Source organism: Staphylococcus pseudintermedius (assembly GCF_001792775.2).
Taxonomy (GTDB): domain Bacteria; phylum Bacillota; class Bacilli; order Staphylococcales; family Staphylococcaceae; genus Staphylococcus; species Staphylococcus pseudintermedius.
Genome location: NZ_MLGE02000005.1, coordinates 121,173 through 140,451 on the forward strand (window position 1 = coordinate 121,173; position 19,279 = coordinate 140,451).

The 19,279-nt window shown below is 37.3% G+C and carries 17 protein-coding genes and 1 pseudogene; 6 read left to right on the forward strand and 12 right to left on the reverse strand.

What is annotated here, in order from left to right; all coding sequences use genetic code 11:
* Window positions 1-18: 18 nt before the first annotated feature.
* The 3 genes from BJK46_RS05730 to tadA form a co-directional block, all read right to left on the reverse strand.
* A complete protein-coding gene (locus tag BJK46_RS05730; RefSeq protein ID WP_049773686.1) occupies window positions 19-237 on the reverse strand; it encodes a hypothetical protein in 219 nt (72 codons plus the stop codon).
* Window positions 238-455: 218 nt separating this feature from the next.
* The gene (locus BJK46_RS05735) at window positions 456-1,322 is read right to left on the reverse strand and encodes a Cof-type HAD-IIB family hydrolase (RefSeq protein WP_014614732.1); all 867 of its coding nucleotides are present in this window, start codon (window positions 1,320-1,322) and stop codon (window positions 456-458) included.
* Window positions 1,323-1,483: 161 nt separating this feature from the next.
* A complete protein-coding gene (gene tadA, locus BJK46_RS05740) occupies window positions 1,484-1,957 on the reverse strand; it encodes a tRNA adenosine(34) deaminase TadA (RefSeq protein ID WP_014614733.1) in 474 nt (157 codons plus the stop codon).
* Window positions 1,958-2,026: 69 nt separating this feature from the next.
* Between tadA and BJK46_RS05745 the strand changes: the two genes are divergently transcribed.
* Together BJK46_RS05745 and BJK46_RS05750 are read left to right on the forward strand one after the other, a co-directional pair.
* Window positions 2,027-2,650, forward strand: a complete 624-nt coding sequence (locus tag BJK46_RS05745; protein WP_014614734.1) for a deoxynucleoside kinase — start codon at window positions 2,027-2,029, stop codon at window positions 2,648-2,650.
* The gene (locus tag BJK46_RS05750) at window positions 2,637-3,302 is read left to right on the forward strand and encodes a deoxynucleoside kinase (protein WP_014614735.1); all 666 of its coding nucleotides are present in this window, start codon (window positions 2,637-2,639) and stop codon (window positions 3,300-3,302) included. The genes BJK46_RS05745 and BJK46_RS05750 overlap by 14 nt, the downstream gene beginning before the upstream one ends.
* Before the next feature lie 552 nt (window positions 3,303-3,854).
* On the opposite strand, the gene BJK46_RS05755 is transcribed toward BJK46_RS05750, so the two are convergent.
* Window positions 3,855-4,553: an HAD family hydrolase gene (locus BJK46_RS05755; protein ID WP_103263610.1), complete on the reverse strand. Its 699-nt coding sequence runs from the start codon at window positions 4,551-4,553 to the stop codon at window positions 3,855-3,857.
* Window positions 4,554-4,790: 237 nt separating this feature from the next.
* Between BJK46_RS05755 and sph the strand changes: the two genes are divergently transcribed.
* The gene (gene sph, locus BJK46_RS05760) at window positions 4,791-5,783 is read left to right on the forward strand and encodes a sphingomyelin phosphodiesterase (RefSeq protein WP_014614737.1); all 993 of its coding nucleotides are present in this window, start codon (window positions 4,791-4,793) and stop codon (window positions 5,781-5,783) included.
* A gap of 709 nt (window positions 5,784-6,492) precedes the next feature.
* Here sph and BJK46_RS05765 read toward each other — a convergent pair.
* The 3 genes from BJK46_RS05765 to BJK46_RS12425 form a co-directional block, all read right to left on the reverse strand.
* Complete coding sequence (locus BJK46_RS05765; protein ID WP_015728618.1) at window positions 6,493-7,575, reverse strand: branched-chain amino acid aminotransferase; 1,083 nt, start codon at window positions 7,573-7,575, stop codon at window positions 6,493-6,495.
* A 284-nt stretch (window positions 7,576-7,859) separates the two neighbouring features.
* Window positions 7,860-7,991, reverse strand: a complete 132-nt coding sequence (locus BJK46_RS12650; protein ID WP_081248075.1) for an ATP-binding cassette domain-containing protein — start codon at window positions 7,989-7,991, stop codon at window positions 7,860-7,862.
* Between the two features lie 21 nt (window positions 7,992-8,012).
* Window positions 8,013-8,456, reverse strand: a complete 444-nt coding sequence (locus tag BJK46_RS12425) for an ATP-binding cassette domain-containing protein (RefSeq protein WP_232331212.1) — start codon at window positions 8,454-8,456, stop codon at window positions 8,013-8,015.
* Window positions 8,457-8,598: 142 nt separating this feature from the next.
* Between BJK46_RS12425 and BJK46_RS05775 the strand changes: the two genes are divergently transcribed.
* Window positions 8,599-9,855, forward strand: a complete 1,257-nt coding sequence (locus BJK46_RS05775; protein ID WP_112424782.1) for an MDR family MFS transporter — start codon at window positions 8,599-8,601, stop codon at window positions 9,853-9,855.
* A 185-nt stretch (window positions 9,856-10,040) separates the two neighbouring features.
* On the opposite strand, the pseudogene tnpA reads toward BJK46_RS05775, so the two are convergent.
* From tnpA to BJK46_RS05790, 3 genes and pseudogenes are all read right to left on the reverse strand, one after another.
* Window positions 10,041-10,484: pseudogene (gene tnpA / locus BJK46_RS05780) on the reverse strand (IS200/IS605 family transposase); the annotation flags it as partial.
* 194 nt (window positions 10,485-10,678) lie between these two features.
* Window positions 10,679-11,638 (reverse strand): NAD-dependent epimerase/dehydratase family protein, encoded by a 960-nt coding sequence (locus tag BJK46_RS05785; RefSeq protein WP_014614740.1) that lies wholly within the window; start codon window positions 11,636-11,638, stop codon window positions 10,679-10,681.
* 207 nt (window positions 11,639-11,845) lie between these two features.
* Entirely contained in the window at window positions 11,846-13,036 is a 1,191-nt protein-coding gene (locus tag BJK46_RS05790) for a glycine C-acetyltransferase (protein WP_103263676.1), read from the reverse strand.
* 109 nt (window positions 13,037-13,145) lie between these two features.
* Here BJK46_RS05790 and BJK46_RS05795 point away from each other — a divergent pair, with 109 nt between their 5' ends.
* Window positions 13,146-14,333: an amidohydrolase gene (locus BJK46_RS05795; RefSeq protein WP_014614742.1), complete on the forward strand. Its 1,188-nt coding sequence runs from the start codon at window positions 13,146-13,148 to the stop codon at window positions 14,331-14,333.
* Window positions 14,334-14,918: 585 nt separating this feature from the next.
* Window positions 14,919-15,623 (forward strand): acetolactate decarboxylase, encoded by a 705-nt coding sequence (gene budA, locus BJK46_RS05800; protein ID WP_103263673.1) that lies wholly within the window; start codon window positions 14,919-14,921, stop codon window positions 15,621-15,623.
* A gap of 112 nt (window positions 15,624-15,735) precedes the next feature.
* On the opposite strand, the gene tuf is transcribed toward budA, so the two are convergent.
* Window positions 15,736-16,923 carry an elongation factor Tu gene (gene tuf / locus BJK46_RS05805; RefSeq protein WP_014614744.1) on the reverse strand — a complete coding sequence of 396 codons (1,188 nt, stop codon included), beginning with the start codon at window positions 16,921-16,923 and terminating at the stop codon, window positions 15,736-15,738.
* Between the two features lie 181 nt (window positions 16,924-17,104).
* The gene (gene fusA, locus BJK46_RS05810) at window positions 17,105-19,186 is read right to left on the reverse strand and encodes an elongation factor G (protein WP_014614745.1); all 2,082 of its coding nucleotides are present in this window, start codon (window positions 19,184-19,186) and stop codon (window positions 17,105-17,107) included.
* Between the last annotated feature and the right edge of the window lie 93 nt (window positions 19,187-19,279).

Here is a 19,279-nt window from a genome sequence, read left to right on the forward strand (position 1 = left end):
TATTCTCACCTATTGTGCTTATCTACAATTCCAATAAGCTACAGCCGATCTCCATCCAACATATTGTTTTGCCACTGCTTTAACACCTGGTCTTTTCCAACCAGAAAAAGTTGAATTAGCCGTTGCCGAGTGTGTAAATCTACCTGTTTGAACTATAGAATAACTGTAAGTAAAAAACGTTCTTCCATACTCCCAATGTATTTTGACACCATGAAATGTTGGACTTTTTAATTTCATATTTTCCACCTCTTAAAATAGAATTAATAAGCGCTTACATTGACACTATACTACATTATCCACTAAAGTAAATAATTATTTTATTTAGTTTAAAATTATATTAGGATTCAAGCAACTTTATAGTCGTATACCTTTGTCAAACACATAAAAGCCATTAATTATTCACAGCAAATGAATTTTAATGGCTTCATAAATCGTATTTACTTATTTTTAAAACTTTACTCTTCTTTCCCTAATGCACGATAGATGGCTTTGGCAACACCGCTGTTTTCATTCGAATCTGTCACAAATGTTGCAATATCTTTCAATTCTGGCAAGGCATTTTCCATTGCGACGGCAACACCAGCACGTTCTAACATCGATTTATCATTTAAGTTATCGCCAACTGCCATCGTATCCGCCATATCGATACCGAGTTGTTCAGCAATGGCTTGTAAGGCTAGCCCTTTTTGTGCATCAATATGTGTAATTTCAATGTTACCGAGTGACGATGAGGAAACTGCTAAGTTGCTACTTTCTGATAATTGTTTTTTCACACGCTCAATTTTAGCTAAATCTTTGTCGTACGCCAAAACTTTCATGATAAGTTCACCAGGTACAGATTCGATTTTGTCATAATTATCAACGACTTTTAATGTTCCAAGATCGATGCGATGTTGAATATGCTTTCTGATTTTCTCTACATCGCCTTTTTGACCTGAGTGTTTCGCAATATCTAAATATATGGCTAAATCTTTTTCGGGGTCTTCTGTATAAATACCAAAGTTCGTATACACTTGATAGTACATATTCTCATTGTTTAATGTTTGTCGAATGCGTTGGTACAAACCGTGATTCAAACTGGACGTATGTACAATGTCAAAACTTTCATCTCGCACTTCTGCACCGTTCAAACAAATATATGGTACTTTTAACCCTGTCGGAATAATTGGATCGTTTGCTTCATAAAATGCACGTCCAGTCGCAATGACCACTGTCACTCCTTGAGACTGCGCATATTGAATCGCCTCAACATTTTCTTTTGATACTTCATGAGCTGCATTCAACAATGTCCCATCCATATCTGTTGCTATCAGTTTCACCATCTTTATCCCTCTCTCTACTTTTCGTTCTTCCTTTACTCGTTTTAAATATAATCTCATTTTAACAAAGTTACATAAGGAAGTACCGTAAAATGAATTCCTATCACGCTTCTTACCATTCGCTCATATAGAGAAATCACACTTTGAAATGGTAAAACAATAACTTAATTCTTTTGTCGTTTTTTATACAAGCGTAATGCTCTAAAAAATTGGCGTAATATTTCTCCACATGAATAAGCCAACACTCCTGACACAACAGACGCACGGTGATTCATTCGACTATCTTGAACGAGATTCATCAAACTCCCCACACATCCCCCTTTTGGATCCATCGCCCCAAAAACAACTGTATCGACACGACTCATTACAATCGTGCCCGCACACATCACACACGGCTCTAATGTGACATACAACGTGCACCCTTCTAAACGCCACGTCCCTAGTTGTGCGGCTGCTCGCTCCATAGCCAGATGTTCCGCGTGGGCGGTTGGGCTTTGATCAGTTTCTCGTAAATTGTGAGCACGTGCTATAATTTTTCCATTTTTAACAACGACAGCACCAATTGGCACTTCCCCTTTTTTAGCAGCTTTTCTCGCCTCTTCTAGCGCAATTGACATATAATATTGATGACTTGTCATACAGAAATAGCCTCACTTATGTTAAAATTTATAATACTGAATAAATAAAATAATACTGGAGCGAAATATATGAAAAAACCGTTTATCGCAATTGAAGGTCCTATAGGCGTTGGCAAATCTTCATTAGCACACCAGTTGAGTCAATCTTATCACTTTTATGAAGCGAAAGAAATTGTCGGTGAAAACCCCTATTTGTCAGATTTTTATAGTGATATTTCGAAATGGAGTTTTCAAACTGAGATGTTCTTTTTATGCCACCGTTACAAAGATTATCAAGACCTTGCAGAACACACAGATGGTATAGTCAGTGACTATCATATTTATAAAAATAAAATCTTTGCACGTAATACGTTAAATGATGCAGAATACGATAAATTTTCAAGAATTTACGATATTTTAACAGAAGATCTCATCTCACCAGATTTTACGGTCATTTTAGATGCAGATTTAAGTGTACTCAAACAACGTATCGCTAAACGTGATCGTAGTTTTGAAGCCAATATTCAAGATAGTTATCTATTGAAATTAAAAGAAGATTATGCAAATTACTACCATTCTTTAAAAAGCGAAGGACATGCAGTGTTATGGGTGGATACGACCGACCTTGACTTTGTCCAAAATGAAGCAGATTATACATATGTATTTAACCAAATTAATGAACTCATTGGAGGCCATAATCATGAATCAATATAATATACCCTCAAACGCGATTATTACCATTGCCGGTACTGTCGGCGTTGGCAAATCATCTTTAACCCGCGCAATAGCAGAAAAACTTAATTTTAGAACATCTTATGAAAATGTAGAACATAATCCCTATTTAGATAAATTTTATCATGATTTCAAACGTTGGAGCTTTCATTTACAGATGTACTTTTTAGCAGAACGCTTTAAAGAGCAAAAACGTATGTTTGAGTATGGGGGTGGCTTTGTTCAAGACCGTTCAATTTATGAAGATGTCGATATCTTTGCAAAGATGCATGTAGAACAAGGTACGATGACGCCTGAAGATTTTAAAACATACTCCAACCTTTTTGAAGCAATGGTGTTAACACCCTATTTCCCTAAACCTGACGTCCTCATTTACCTCGAGTCAGATTATGAAGCAGTTCTTGAACGCATCCAAGCACGTGGGCGTCAAATGGAAATCGAAACAAATCCTGAATATTGGGAAATGCTGTTCCAACGTTATGAGAATTGGATTAACCAATTTAATGCTTGTCCTGTTGTTCGTGTAAATATTAATGAATATGATTTATTGAGTCACCCTGAATCGGTCGATGTGGTATTGAAAAAAATCGGTCATGTAATCCATACCTATAGACAAGTCGATCAACGTTCATAAATGTTTTAATCAACGGGTCTTTGTGGCCGACATATTGCGGCTCGCGTTCCTAGTTGGTTCACTTCAACTAAAATCGACTTAATTGAAGCGTACATGAGATGGAGGCCGAATTGGGTTTTAGGGCAGTACAAAAACCTCATGTGTAATAAAGAAATCGACGTACTGCCCCCGCAAGGCGAACTAGACTTCTCAAATGCAAAGTGCTTGAGAGATTAGACAGCTACTGCGTTAAACATCAGTCACTATTAAACATCAGAAATCGCGTTAAGCCTTTGTTTTGGCCCTCAGGAATCTCACCTCGCTTTGTAGTCGCTATTCTACAGCTCTTTATTAATGCTTGCCCCTTTATCATTTTAAACATTTCTAAATCAAATATGTAAGAAGGAGGAAATAACTTTTGAAGATATCGTCTTTCTTTTATTTATTCAAACACTCAGATTGTAAAATGAACAGGCTGGAAGATTTTCCAGCCTGTTTTCTTTACGAATCTGTTTTGAATGTCCACCTCACTACATACGAAATGAAAGCAACACGCAATTTTATTGGCTTGATTTATTTTGCTTTGGGCAAAACGTTTTCCAATAAACCGACGTGGTCAATGACGACATCTGCCGCTTCAAACTTCGCCTCTTGTCCTAATCCTGTACGGACGCCTACATTCAGCGCACTTTTCATATTTTTACCGGTCAACATATCATTATCTGTGTCGCCCACCATTATTACATCTTCTCCACGCACACCGCGATTCCATAATGGCTGAAGTAAACGAATATCCGGCTTTTCATACTGTCCATCATTCGTTGAGATGACCATATCAAATACATCCGTTAATTGCGTTTCTTCCAAAAATTGCGTCACGCCTGTATGATTATCACTAGTTACGATGCCTAACGCGTAACCTTGTGCCTTTAAACGTTGCATTAACGATGCTACACCTTCATAAAGGTTGATTTCAGGTACACGTTGACTGATTAAAGTTTGACTACGTTGTGCGACCCAATCAGTAATATTTTCATTCGTAAACTGTTGAAGAACTGCAATTAAATCTTTCAACGTCCCCCCATTCATGACACTATTCACTTCGAACCGTTCATCTTTAATCCCGATTGCCTGATATACTGCTAGACGATCTTCAAGCTTAAAATGGTCACAGATATCATTAACTAATTGTATCCCTATTTTTGTCCAACTATCATCAAAATGTATCAGCGTTCCATCTTTATCAAATAAAATCCACTTCGGTGAAATCATTTTTTTGCCTCCATTTATGTCTTTGTATCAAACTAAAAGTGAAAAAATAACGCATTGACTTTCCAAAAAGACTCTCTTGAATCATTCCATCACATTCTACTATTTCTTATGTTACAAAATCTATCTATTAATGCAAATAACATCTCAACATTTATTCAATTTTTCATAAACAGTTAAGAATCATTTAATTTTTTTATTTTATATATGATGTAAAATAAAATAGAAGGAGTGATGAACATGAAAAAATTAAAACAAAAAAAACGATTAACATCACTATTATTAGCCACTACAATGCTTTTAGGTATCATGAATACTGGCGTTAGCCATGCTGCTTCAGACGAAAATCAAGCGGAATTAAAATTAGCGACGCACAATGTTTATATGCTTTCTGGTTTCCTTTATCCTAACTGGGGGCAAAGTAAGCGTGCAGATTTAATTTCAAAATCTAAATATATACAAGATAATGATGTCGTAATTTTCAATGAAGCATTCTATCCTGCTTCAGCAAATCAACTGTTCAATAATCTAAAATCTTCTTATCCTTATCAAACTGCGGTACTTGGCCGTTCCACTTCAGGATGGGACCGCACTGAAGGTCATTATTCAAGTACGACTTTTGAAAATGGTGGTGTTGCTATCGTAAGTAAATACCCTATTAGAGAGCGAATTCAACATATCTTCCAGCACGGATGCGGCTTTGATAATGATAGTAATAAAGGCTTTGTCTATACTAAAATTGAAAAAAATGGAAAATTCGTTCACGTTATCGGTACACACACACAATCTGAGGATACACGCTGCTCAGTAGGTCAAGATAGAGCAATTAGAGCTGAACAAATGAAAGAAATTAGCAATTTTGTAAAAAGTAAAAATATCCCTAAAGATGAAGTAGTTTACATCGGTGGTGATATGAATGTAAATAAAAATGCTGGAAATGGTGAATTCCAAGACATGTTGAAAAACTTAAATGTCAGCGATGTAACTTATACAGGTCATTCAAGCACATGGGATCCTCAATCTAACTCAATTGCCAAATACAATTATCCTAATAGTGCGCCAGAGTATTTAGACTATATTTTTGTAGATAAAGACCATCGCCAACCAGGCCAACTCATTAATGAAGCTGTAGCTGAAAAATCACCAACTTGGGATGTTTATAAATTCCCATACCTTTATGTCTACAATGACTACTCTGATCACTATCCAGTAAAAGCGTATAGTAAGTCATAGAAAGTTTAATAGTCGTATTGACTCTCATAGACTGTGGTTATAGGATTAACCCATAAATATACTCACAATACCTTTACTAGTAACAAAACAAGAATAAATAACATACCCGTATATAACCGAGATGTTTCGCCATCCATCACGAAGCATCTCGGCTTTATATTGCTTAAAAGTATTTAGAAAATGTCATTGAATGGCATAGATAAAGGTATGCTTACTATTTAAATACACTAAAATCACCTTTAAAAAATTTAGGCTCTTTCCTATTTCAGTCAGACGGGGAATCATGTGTCCTGTTTTGAATATAAAAAGAGCGCAATGCTTTCCTCCACTACTCGTAATTAAAAAAATCATGCGCGTATAGCTCACATTATGTCGATTTCACTAGAGTTTTATCACTTATAAAGAGAAGGTTGAAGAACAGAAATACAAAGTAGCTGTATTTTTATTTTACCTTCATCCAATGATTATCCTTAAAACTTAATAACGGATGATTTCAAACGTGTATAGAACATTGATGTTAAGATGATTTTTATGATTGCAGAAAGCACCACATATCAATGCGCAAACCATCTTCAATCATTTTAATAGCGTTTAGGTTTTAAGTCGAGTTCTGAATTGGACTCGGGTAAAACAGTCATGAACTGTATTGATAAAATGCTTAAAAAACTAGAAACCCCGTCATATCAGGATTCCTAGCTTTTCATTGTTATTATCTTTCATAATGCGGAACCACAACGCGCCAACCGTGTGGATCCTCTAATTGTCCACTTTGAATGCCTGTATAATGATCATATAGTTTTTGCGTAATTGGACCTGTTTCATTATTATTAATCACGATTTCTTCTTCTCTATATTGCAACGTACCCACTGGCGAGATAACAGCGGCCGTACCTGTACCAAATACTTCTGTCAAGGCACCGCTTTGATGTAATTCATACAATTCATCAATAGAAATACGGCGTTCTTCAGTTTCATAGCCTAATGATGCAGCTAATTCTAATACTGTTTTACGCGTAATACCAGGTAAAATACTACCATTTAATGACGGTGTGACCACTTTCCCATCAATGACGAAGAAGATGTTCATGCTTCCCACTTCTTCCACATATTTTTGCTCCACACCATCTAACCATAACACTTGGTCAAAGCCGAGTTGATTTGCGTTGGCTTGGGCGAGTAAGCTTGCTGCATAGTTGCCAGCTACTTTTGCAAATCCGACACCGCCACGTACTGCACGTACATACTCATCTTCTACGTAAATTTTCGTTGGACGTAATGAATCTCCGCCATAATATGAACCAGATGGCGATAAAATGATTAATAAGCGATACTCATGTGAAGGATGCACCCCAAGAGCGCCTTGTGTAGCGAAAACAAATGGTCGAATATAGAGCGATTGACCTTCTCCACTCGGCACCCAATCACGATCGATATCGACGAGTTGTTTTAATCCTTCTAATAATAACGCCTCATCAATTTCCGGCATTTTTAAGCGTTCTAATGATTGATTAATTCGTTTAAAGTTTTCCTCAGGTCTAAACAAGACAACTTCGCCATCATGCTTATATGCTTTTAATCCTTCAAAAACAGCTTGTCCGTAATGGAGACTTTGTGCAGCTGGTGACAGTTCAATTGGACCATAAGGAATAATCTTTAAATCGTGCCATCCTTCTGCTGTTGAGTATTCAAAACTTAACATGTAATCGGTAAAGACTTCACCAAAAGTGAGTTGATTCAAATCAGGCTTTTCTTTTAATGTTTGGCTCACTTTTAATTCGATTTTTTCTGACATGATTATTCCTCCCATATGTAAAATATAATATTAACCATTATAGCAATGACTGACCTATAATTCAATGAGTATTCCGAAAATTAAAATAATTAATGTGGATTTTAATTCTTTTTATACAATGACACTTATAATTCTCCTTTTTTATTGATATAAGTATAATTCCCTTCAAATCTTTTTTAATTTCTTATTTTTCAATAAACATGTTACATTAAATAACTTGTTTATAAAATGTACATCATGTGAGACAGCAATAATGGTCCCTTCAAAATCTAATAACGCATCTTCTATCGTTTCTTTGATTCTATATCTAAGTGATTAGTAGGTTCATCTAAAAGTAGCAGTCCAGTTGGTTTAATCAATGATTGAGCGATGCCAATTTTTGTACGTTCACCCCCTGATAAGTCACCCCAATTCATTTCAAGTAAATATTCTATATTTCATCCGTGTACAACTTTTCTGATTTGAGAATCTATTTCATCACCACCTCTTTCCTCAAAGTAATATTGTAATTCTCCATAATAGGAAATTACAATATCAATATCTTCTGTAGGTTCACTCATTTTTAACTCTAACTTTCTTAATTTATCTGATATGGCATTTAACTCAGTAAAAACCGACTTTAAACACTGATAAATCGTTTTGTTATCTTCATAATGAGGCGATTGTTCTAAATAGCTAATTTCTAACCCTTTCTTCCAACTAACATCACCTGTTGTAGGACTTTCTATACCTGATAAAATTTTTAATAATGTTGTTTGTCCTTCTCCATTGCGACCAATCAATACTGTAATATCACCTGTGTTAATTGTTAATTTTATATTATCGAATAGAAGCTCATCCAAATAACTTTTAAAAACATTAGATGCATTTAATATATTCATGTTTTTCTCTTAAAACTCCTCCATTGATTTTCTAAACAAACTATAAAGTGTTCTCTTAATTCTCACAATTGGAAATTGTCAGTCTTTTTAAGGTGTGATACTATTTCATAGAAGACTATAAACAATCTATAAGGTGAGAATTATGATTTGGAGAAATTTAAGTGTAACTTTAAAAGTAAGATTGATAAGTAACTTTTTTCAAGAACTCATCACGAGTGCTTTTTTACCTTTTATCGCTCTATATTTAAGTGATATGGCGAATCCCAAATTTGCTGGCATCTTTCTCACATTACTTGTGGTTGCCAATTTTCCAGTGTCTCTGATTGGCGGCTATTTGATAGAGACTTTTCCTAAAAAGAAAGCTGTCTTAATCTATCAATTCGTCATGGCCATCATGCTGCTTTTGATGGGCATAATGATATTAAATGGCTCTTCATATATTATATTCTTTAGCATTTGTTATGCGATTTATAATATTGTGTGGGGAGTTCAATATCCCGCAATGGATACCATTATTATGGATGCAATCACAGCTGATGTTGAAAGGTACATTTATAAAATTGATTATTGGTTGACGAATCTTGCATTAGCATTTGGTGCTTTAATGGGGGGAATACTTTATCATAATAACAAATCGACACTTTTCTTTATTGCATTTTTGATTTTTATACTTGTATTTCTTTCTTTATTAAGATGGCTCCCAAAAGAGACCCATGTGACTGAAAAACGATCACTTTCAATGCACCCTTTCAATGTTTTAAAAAGTTATGAACAGGTATTCAAAGATCGGCGTTTTATGGTGATGACCTTAGGGTTTAGCATTATGATGATGGGCGAACTATCTGCGTCTTCGTATATTGCTATTCGTTTAAAAGCAGAATTTAATACTATTTCGGTTGCTTTTTTTAATATAGACGTCGTTAAATTGTATTCTCTTCTTATGATTGTGAATACAATTGTTGTGATTACATGTACATATTTCGTGACAAAAATTATTTTAAAACTCTCAGTCAAAAAATCATTAATACTTGGTCTCATATTTTACGTCATCGGCTATGCGAGTATAACCTATTTAAACGAGTTTTATTCACTCATTTTATTGATGTTCATAGCTACCATTGGAGAAATCATTTATTCCCCAATTTTAGATGAGCAGCGCTTCAAAATCATTCCAGAAAATAAAAGAGGCACATATTCTGCTTTTAATGCATTGGGTTTTAATTTGTCAGAACTCATTGCACGATTAGGGATTATTTTAGGTGTTTACCTCTCCTCTATAGGCATGGGCATCTATATGTTTATTTTTCTAAGTATCGGTGCTTTTTTCATCTATCTTTCAATATATGGGAACTTTAAACTTCAAACCCCTTCTCAAAATAAAGTTGAGTCCATAGAGTAACTTTTTATGACCATCAGAAGATATTGCTTTCTACAATGTTTACAATTCTTCTGGCTGAATCAAACCCTCTGTGTGAACGGGTGGTTTGTTCTTCGGCTGAAATCCTCTGTTACTGACCATCCCTTGTAAGGGCACTGAGAAGAGCAGCCAACTGTACTACTTTCTCAGCACCCCTTAAAAGGGTTCTATTTTTTTCTCAACCTTTTGTTCTCTTCCCCTGTAAATGAATCTATATATTCCATCATTGTGCGTTTTTCTGCTACGATATCCTCTTGTAATTGATTTCGAATGTGTTCTTCTATTACCTTTTTATTTCTTACAACCGTATCTACATAAAATCCTTTGCACTAAAATTTTCTATCCCCATATCTATATTTCAAATGTACATGTCTATCAAAAATCATTAAACTACTTTTACCTTTTAAATATCCTACTAATTGAGAAACACTTAGTTTTGGTGGGATACTCACCAGCATGTGTATATGATCTTTACATGCTTCAGCTTCTATTATTTCTACACCTTTTCTTTCACATAGTTGTCTCAGAATTAAACCTATATCTCTTTTTAATTTCCCATATATTATTTGTCTTCTATATTTAAGTGCAAAAACTATGTGATACTTACAATTCTGTTATTAACAAAAACTAGAACAACAGCGAAGTGCATCATGTCCTAGTTTTTCATTTTCAACAACTTTTTATTGGAATGAGAAAAAATCTGCGCCTCTCTTTATATCCTTACCCGTATCTATCTTGTATGGTGTTGAAAACCTTTTATCAAAGCTGAACCCTATCAACTTATTCTTTATCTACGTCTCTTCGTTTATGCTTTATGACTTTCTTTTTCACGAATACCTTCAAGCATACGGACTGTCATTTTCTCCAAGTCATACTGTGGATTAAAGCCCCATTCGCCACGTGCACAACTCGTATCGATACTATCTGGCCAACTTTCCGCGATATCTTGACGGACTGGATCAACATCATACGTTAATTTAAAGTCTGGAATATGTGCTTGAATCGCTTCCTTAATCATTTCAGGTTCAAGACTCATCGCACTCAAGTTATAGGCATTGCGATGGATGAGTTTGCCACCATCTGCTTCCATTAATTGAATAATCGCATCAATCGCATCATCCATAAACATCATATCCATATACGTGTCTTTTTGAATATAGCTCGTATATTTACCTTCTCTCACGGCTTGGAAATAAATATCAACCGCATAATCCGTCGTGCCACCACCCGGCTCTTTAACGTATGAAATGAGCCCTGGGAATCGCACGCTACGAGTATCCACACCAAACTTAGTAAAGTAATAGTCACATAACAATTCTCCTGATACTTTGTTGACGCCGTACATTGTATTTGGACGTTGAATGGTCACTTGTGCTGTATTTTTCTTAGGTGTGTCTGGTCCAAACGCACCGATTGAACTTGGTGTAAAAAATTGTAAGTTGTATTCACGTGCTGCTTCTAATGCGTTCACTAAACCACCCATGTTTAAGTTCCATGCGAGTAACGGGTTTTGCTCACACGTCGCTGATAACAATGCCGCCATGTGCATCAACGTGTCTGGTTTAAATGATTCCACTAATTGAACCATTTTGTCTGCATCTGTGACATCAAGAATTTCAAATGGTCCCGCTGCCACAATAGAATTCGCTTCCGGTTCACGAATATCTGTCGCTAACACATTTTCATTGCCGTAGATTTCACGACATCTCGCAACCAATTCCGTTCCAATTTGCCCTAACGCACCGGTAATCATAATTCTTTTCATCATCTTCCATCTCCAATCTGTTTCTCTCATGTGGACATATGTATTCTATGTACAATCATTCCATGTCATATACACTCAGATTATATCACTTAAGCGCTTTCTTGTACACGTATCATATACATTAAAATACAGTAGAACCCGTAAAACTTCAAATAAAAATAAAAAGAGGCAGCCCACCCTCAGATGCACTCCCTCTACTTACTTATGCTATTCGATAATGCCGAGTTCTTTACCGACACGCGCATACACTTCTAATGCTTGATCTAACATTTCTGTTGTATGTGCAGCAGTTGGCATGTTACGTACACGACCCGTACCACGCGGAACTGTTGGGATCACAATCGATTTCACGTAAATGCCTTCTTCCATCAAACGTTTACTGAATTGTTGTGTTTTCTTTTCATCCCCAATAATCACAGGTGTAATCGGTGTTTCAGATTGACCTGTATCAAAGCCTAGGCGTGATAAGCCCTCTTTTAAGTAATTCGCATTTTCCCATAAACGGTCATGCAATTCTGTTGAAGCCATTAACTTTTTAACTGCTTCAGTAATCGCCTTTGTATCTCCAGGCGCTAATGAAGTTGAGAATAAGAATGGACGTGATTGCGCTTTTAACCAATCAATCAATTTTTGTGAACCCGCAACATAACCGCCAACAACACCAATCGCTTTTGATAATGTACCGATTTGGAAGTCGACTTTATCTTGCAAGCCAAAATGTTTCACCGTTCCTGCACCTTTACCCATCACACCTGAACCGTGTGCATCGTCTACATACACCATAATGCCATATTGTTCACAAATTTCGACGATTTCAGGTAATTTTGCAACGTCGCCGTCCATACTGAAGACACCGTCAGTAATGTACATCACTTTGTTGTATTGTCCCGATTCAACAGCTTCTTTCGCTTTTTGACGTAAATCATCCATATCTGAATGGTTCACACGAATAATTTTCGCTTTTGATAAACGACACCCATCAATAATTGATGCATGGTTCAATTCATCAGATAAGATCGCATCATTTTTATTCATCACGGCTGAAATAGCTGCCATGTTACAGTTAAAGCCTGATTGATATGCGACAGCTGCTTCTGTCCCTTTGAACTCCGCTAACGTTGATTCTAACTCATCATGTAAGTCTAATGTCCCGTTGATTGAACGTACCGCACCAGCACCGACACCATGTGAATCAATCGCGTTTTTAGCAGCAGTTTTTAAATCTTCATTTGTCGCTAAGCCTAAATAGTTGTTTGATGACAAATTGATATATTTCTTGCCGTTAATTTGAATTTCTGGCCCATTTGCACCTTCAACTGTATCAATTTCATTATACAGTCCATTTTCTTTTAAATGATTCAAATTTTCATCAAGAAAGTCGTTTAATTGTTGTACCACCTGAATTTCCCCTTTCACTTTTAAATCTCCTTAATCATAACGCATTTTGAACAAACTTAAAAGCAGGTGTATAATAAATGCCATAATCAAATTGAAGGAGAGAACAAGCGTGACGGATTGGTTCCAATTGGCTTATGACAAAGAACAGGAGATGGTTCAAACACGGCGCTATCTGCATCAAAATCCTGAATTGTCATTTCAAGAAACAAAAACACATGCCTATATTTTGCAACGACTTCAACAATTAAATTTTGAAATTGAGGAAAAAGTAGGACGCAACGGTATTATTGCACGAATCACAGGGGATGAATCAGGTTCAACAATTGCATTACGTGCGGATTTTGATGCACTCCCGATTGAAGATTTAAAAGAGGTGCCTTATCGTTCTCAAGTTCCAGGTGTCATGCATGCGTGTGGTCATGACGGCCATACGACGATTTTATTGACCGTCGCTGAATTACTACATGCGCATCAAACTCAATTAAAAGGAACAGTCGTCTTAATTTTTCAATATGGTGAAGAAGTGATGCCTGGCGGTGCGCAAGAAATGATTGCAGATAACGCCTTGATGGGTGTCGATAAAATATATGGCAATCATTTATGGAGCGGTTATCCGACTGGGACGATTCACACACGACCAGGTCCGATGATGGCACAACCTGACGAATTTAACATCACTATTCACGGTAAAGGCGGTCACGGGGCTAAACCACACGAAACGATTGATCCGATTGTCATCCTTGCAGAGTTTATTTTAAGCGCACAAAAAATCGTTTCTCGTACATTAGATCCTGTCAAACAAGCCGTAATTTCTTTCGGTAAAATTGAAGCCGGTGAAGCAGATAATGTGATTCCTGATACAGCGACTTGTCGTGGCACCGTGCGCACTTTCGAAACAGATGTCCAAGCCCATATTTATCACAAGATGGATTTGTTACTCCAAGGACTCGCGCTCGCTAACGACATCACTTATACATTTGACTACATTAAAGGCTATTTACCTGTTTACAACCACGAAGCATCAGCAGAAATCGTTAAAAATGCTGCTCATGCGTTGAACTTCCGATACCAAGAGTCCGATTTAATGATGGTTGGTGAAGACTTTTCATTTTATTTAAAAGCAAGACCTGGCGCATTTTTCTTAACTGGTTGTGGTAGCGCTCAAAAAGGCACGGATTGGCCACATCACAGTCCGCATTTTGATATTGACGAAGATGCGATGAAATACGCCGTGAGCACATTTATGAAGATTTTAGAACTTGAAGGGATATTCAAAGATGAACTGAAAAGAACATGACGAAGATAGGATACAAAAAGTTTTGATGCTATTGCTGCAATCATTTCGTTTAACTTTCCCTCTCTCTATGATTTATATTTTTGATTGCCTTCACGGCTTCGCGTTCCGAGGGGTTGGTCCTTCAACGCACTAACGCTTGATTAAACTGTTATATGGGTTGAGGTGTTATTGGATTTTGGGAGCAGTACAGAAATCTCATTTACATCAAATATTTCGTCGCACTGCCTCCGCATGGCTGATTCGACTTCTTAAAAGTGTAGACATTGAGAAGTCATACAGCTACTGCGATAAACAGTAACCACTATTAAAGAGAAGAGATAACTGTCAGCAGTTTGCACGCATTCCCTCAGGAGTCTTAGTGTACTGGGCAGTTTGATATCAAATACAGCGAAACTGAGCCCAAGTTTATCAAATCAAGAAAGCCATAGTATCAATTTTGTATCCCATTCGCACTCATTTTCCAACAGTTTTAAAATCATTAATAAATAATCAATCTATAATTCGTTGAAATGGGGCTGGGAAAACTTGATGTCCCGGCTCCGTTTCCTTTTCTCTATAAAATTTCACACTGAAAGGAATGTTACGATGGGAGATATACTCTATCAACATGGGACACTGGGTACACTCATGGCAGGATTATTAGAAGGCACTGCAACAATTCAAGACATCCTCAAACAAGGTGATGCGGGTTTAGGCACGTTAGCTGGATCGGATGGTGAAGTCATTTTTATAGACGGCCAAGCATTTCACGCCAATGCGCAAAACGAATTCACGCAACTCACTGGAGAAGAACTGACGCCTTTCGCGACGATCACACGATTCCGAGCACATCATACGTTTAAAACGACCAATCAATCCGCACAACATGCATTATCACAGGTCCGCACCAAAATGCGTAGTCAAAATGCCTTTTCAGCAGTCAAAATCACTGGAACATTTCAACATATGCATGTGAGAATGATACCGGGACAGACCCCTCCATACCGTCGCTTAATTGAATCCGCTCAGCAACAACCCGAGTATACACGATCCAATATTTCAGGCACACTCATTGGCTTTTATACACCCGAACTGTTTCATGGCATTGGCGCTGGTGGCTTTCATATTCACTTTGCCGATGATGCACGAACATTCGGTGGACATGTATTAGATTTTCACATTGAAGCAGCTAACGTCGAAATTCAAGATTTTGAGACGCTGACACAACATTTTCCAGTCAATTATCGTTCTTTCACAGAGGCTGAAATTGATTATGAGGATATTAATGAAGAAATTAGAGAAGTTGAGTAAAGTTTTAAAGCAGTGTCTAAAAATGGACGCAAATATCCCCCTTTTCAACTTTACAGGCTATAAAAAAAGAGCTGGCCGAGGCCAACTCTTTTTTATCTATATTTGTGATAGATTATTGTTCGATGTTAGTTACAACGCCTGATCCTACAGTACGTCCACCTTCACGAATTGAGAAACGAGTACCGTCTTCGATAGCGATTGGAGAAATTAATTCAACTTCCATTTCAACGTTATCGCCAGGCATTACCATTTCAGTACCTTCTGGTAAGTTTACAACACCAGTTACGTCAGTAGTACGGAAATAGAATTGTGGGCGGTAGTTAGAGAAGAATGGTGTATGACGACCACCTTCGTCTTTTGATAATACGTAAACTTCCGCTTTAAATTTTGTGTGTGGTGTGATTGAACCAGGAGCAGCTAATACTTGACCACGGTTGATGTCTTCACGTGCAACACCACGTAATAAAGCACCAATGTTGTCACCAGCTTCAGCGTAGTCTAATAACTTACGGAACATTTCTACACCAGTAACAGTTGTTTTAGAAGATTCTTCAGTTAAACCGATGATTTCTACTTCGTCACCAACTTTGATTTGACCACGTTCAACACGACCAGTAGCAACTGTACCACGACCTGTGATTGAGAATACGTCCTCAACAGGCATCATGAATGGTTTGTCTGAGTCACGGTCTGGAGTTGGAATGTAAGTGTCTACAGCTTCCATTAATTCTAAGATTTTTTCTTCGTATTGTGCATCGCCTTCTAAAGCTTTTAATGCTGAACCAGCGATTACAGGTACGTCATCACCTGGGAAGTCGTATTCAGATAATAAGTCACGTACTTCCATTTCTACTAATTCTAATAATTCTTCGTCGTCTACCATGTCAACTTTGTTTAAGAATACAACTAATGCTGGTACACCAACGTTACGTGATAAAAGAATGTGCTCACGAGTTTGTGGCATTGGACCATCAGCAGCAGATACTACTAAGATACCACCGTCCATTTGTGCAGCACCAGTGATCATGTTTTTAACATAGTCAGCGTGTCCTGGGCAGTCAACGTGTGCATAGTGACGTTTGTCAGTTTGGTACTCGATGTGTGAAGTATTGATTGTGATACCACGTTCTTTTTCTTCTGGAGCGTTGTCAATCATGTCGTATGATTGTGCAACTGAGTCACCATGTTTTGCTAATACAGTTGCGATTGCAGCTGTTAAAGTTGTTTTACCATGGTCAACGTGACCGATAGTACCAATATTGGCATGTTCTTTTGAGCGATCGAATTTTTCTTTTGCCATTATGAAATCTCTCCTCTTTGATTAAGAATTATTATTTTAATATCTCTCATGAAAGTTACTCACCAACATGAGATAGATAATGTTATTTCCTTTATAAATCATTTCTTGGAAAAAATCAATTTAAAAACCAGTCGCTATTTGAGTTACCCTCAAGGGCGACGTGTCAAACTAAGATGATGAATTATTCACCTTTGTTCTTTTTAATGATCTCTTCAGAAATTGATTTAGGTACTTCTGCATAGTGATCGAAGTACATAGTGTAAGTACCGCGACCTTGCGTGTTAGAACGTAATGAAGTTGCGTAACCGAACATTTCTGAAAGTGGTACATAAGCGTTAACAACTTGTGCGTTACCACGTGGTTCCATACCATCTACACGTCCACGACGAGCAGTAACGTCACCCATGATGTCACCCATGTATTCTTCAGGCATTTCGATAGTGACTTTCATCATCGGTTCTAAGATAACTGGATCACATTTTTTAGCAGCTTCTTTAAGTGCTAAAGATGCAGCAATTTTGAAGGCCATTTCAGATGAATCGACATCATGGTATGAACCATCAAATAATTTAGCTTTAACATCGATTAATGGATAACCAGCTAATACACCATTTTCCATTGCGTCTTTAAGACCTTGTTCAACTGATGGGATGTATTCACGAGGAACAACACCACCAACGATAGCGTTTTCGAATTCGAAACCTGCGCCTGTTTCATTTGGTGTGAATTCAATGTGAACGTCACCATATTGACCACGACCACCAGATTGACGAGAGAATTTACCTTGAACGGCTGCAGAAGATTTGAATGTTTCACGGTAAGATACCATTGGTGCACCCACGTTTGCTTCTACATTAAATTCTTTCTTCATACGGTCAACAATGATGTCAAGGTGAAGTTCACCCATACCACCAATGATAACTTGACCAGTTTCTTCATCTGTGTGCGCTTTGAAAGTAGGGTCTTCTTCTTGAAGTTTCACAAGCGCTTGAGTCATTTTATCTTGGTCTGCTTTTGATTTAGGTTCAACTGATAAGTGAATAACTGGCTCTGGGAATTCCATTGACTCAAGGATGATGTCATTTTTCTCTCCACAAAGTGTATCACCTGTACCAGTGTCTTTAAGACCTACAGCTGCTGCGATATCACCAGAATATACAGTGCTGATTTCTTCACGTGAGTTGGCGTGCATTTGTAAAATACGACCTACACGTTCACGTTTACCTTTAGTTGAGTTTTTAACGTATGAACCTGAAGTTAAAGTACCAGAGTAAACACGGAAGAAAGTTAATTTACCAACGTAAGGGTCAGTCATAACCTTAAATGCTAATGCAGCGAATTCTGCATCGTCGTCCGCTTTAGCGATAACTTCTTCATCAGGATCATCCGCACGATGACCAACGATTGGTTTAACGTCTAAAGGTGATGGAAGGTAGTCAATTACTGCGTCTAACATTAATTGAACACCTTTGTTTTTGAATGCTGTACCACAAAGTACTGGGTAGAACTCAACATCTGTTGTTGCTTGACGGATTGCGTCTTTAAGCTCATCAACAGTGATTTCTTGTTCTTCAAAGATTTTTTCCATTAAGCTTTCATTTGTTTCAGCAACAGCTTCAATCAATGCTTCACGTGCTTCTTCAGCGCGCTCACGATAGTCTTCAGGAATTTCAGTTTCTTCAATTTCAGTTCCTAAATCGTTCGTGTATTTGAAACATTTCATTGTTACTAAGTCAATGATAGCTGAGAATTCATCTTCAGCACCGATTGGTAATTGAATTGGTGCAGCATTGGCTTGTAAACGGTCATGTAAAGTGCTTACAGCGTAATCGAAGTTAGCACCGATTTTGTCCATTTTGTTTACAAATACGATACGAGGTACACCGTAAGTTGTTGCTTGACGCCAAACTGTTTCAGTTTGAGGTTCTACACCTGATTGCGCGTCAAGAACTGTTACCGCACCATCAAGTACACGCAATGAACGTTCAACTTCTACAGTGAAGTCTACGTGCCCAGGTGTGTCGATGATGTTTACACGGTGATTTTTCCATTCAGCAGTTGTAGCCGCTGAAGTGATCGTAATACCACGGTCTTGCTCTTGTTCCATCCAGTCCATTTGTGAAGCACCCTCATGTGTTTCACCAATTTTGTGGATACGTCCAGTGTAATAAAGAATACGTTCAGTCGTCGTCGTTTTACCAGCATCGATGTGCGCCATGATACCGATATTACGAGTGTTCTTTAAAGAAAAATCTCTTCCCATGGGTATTCTTTCTCCTTCCAGAATATAGGATTATATGATTAGATATAGCTTTACCCTAAGCATGTATAGAACTGTTCAATCAACGGCTAAAAA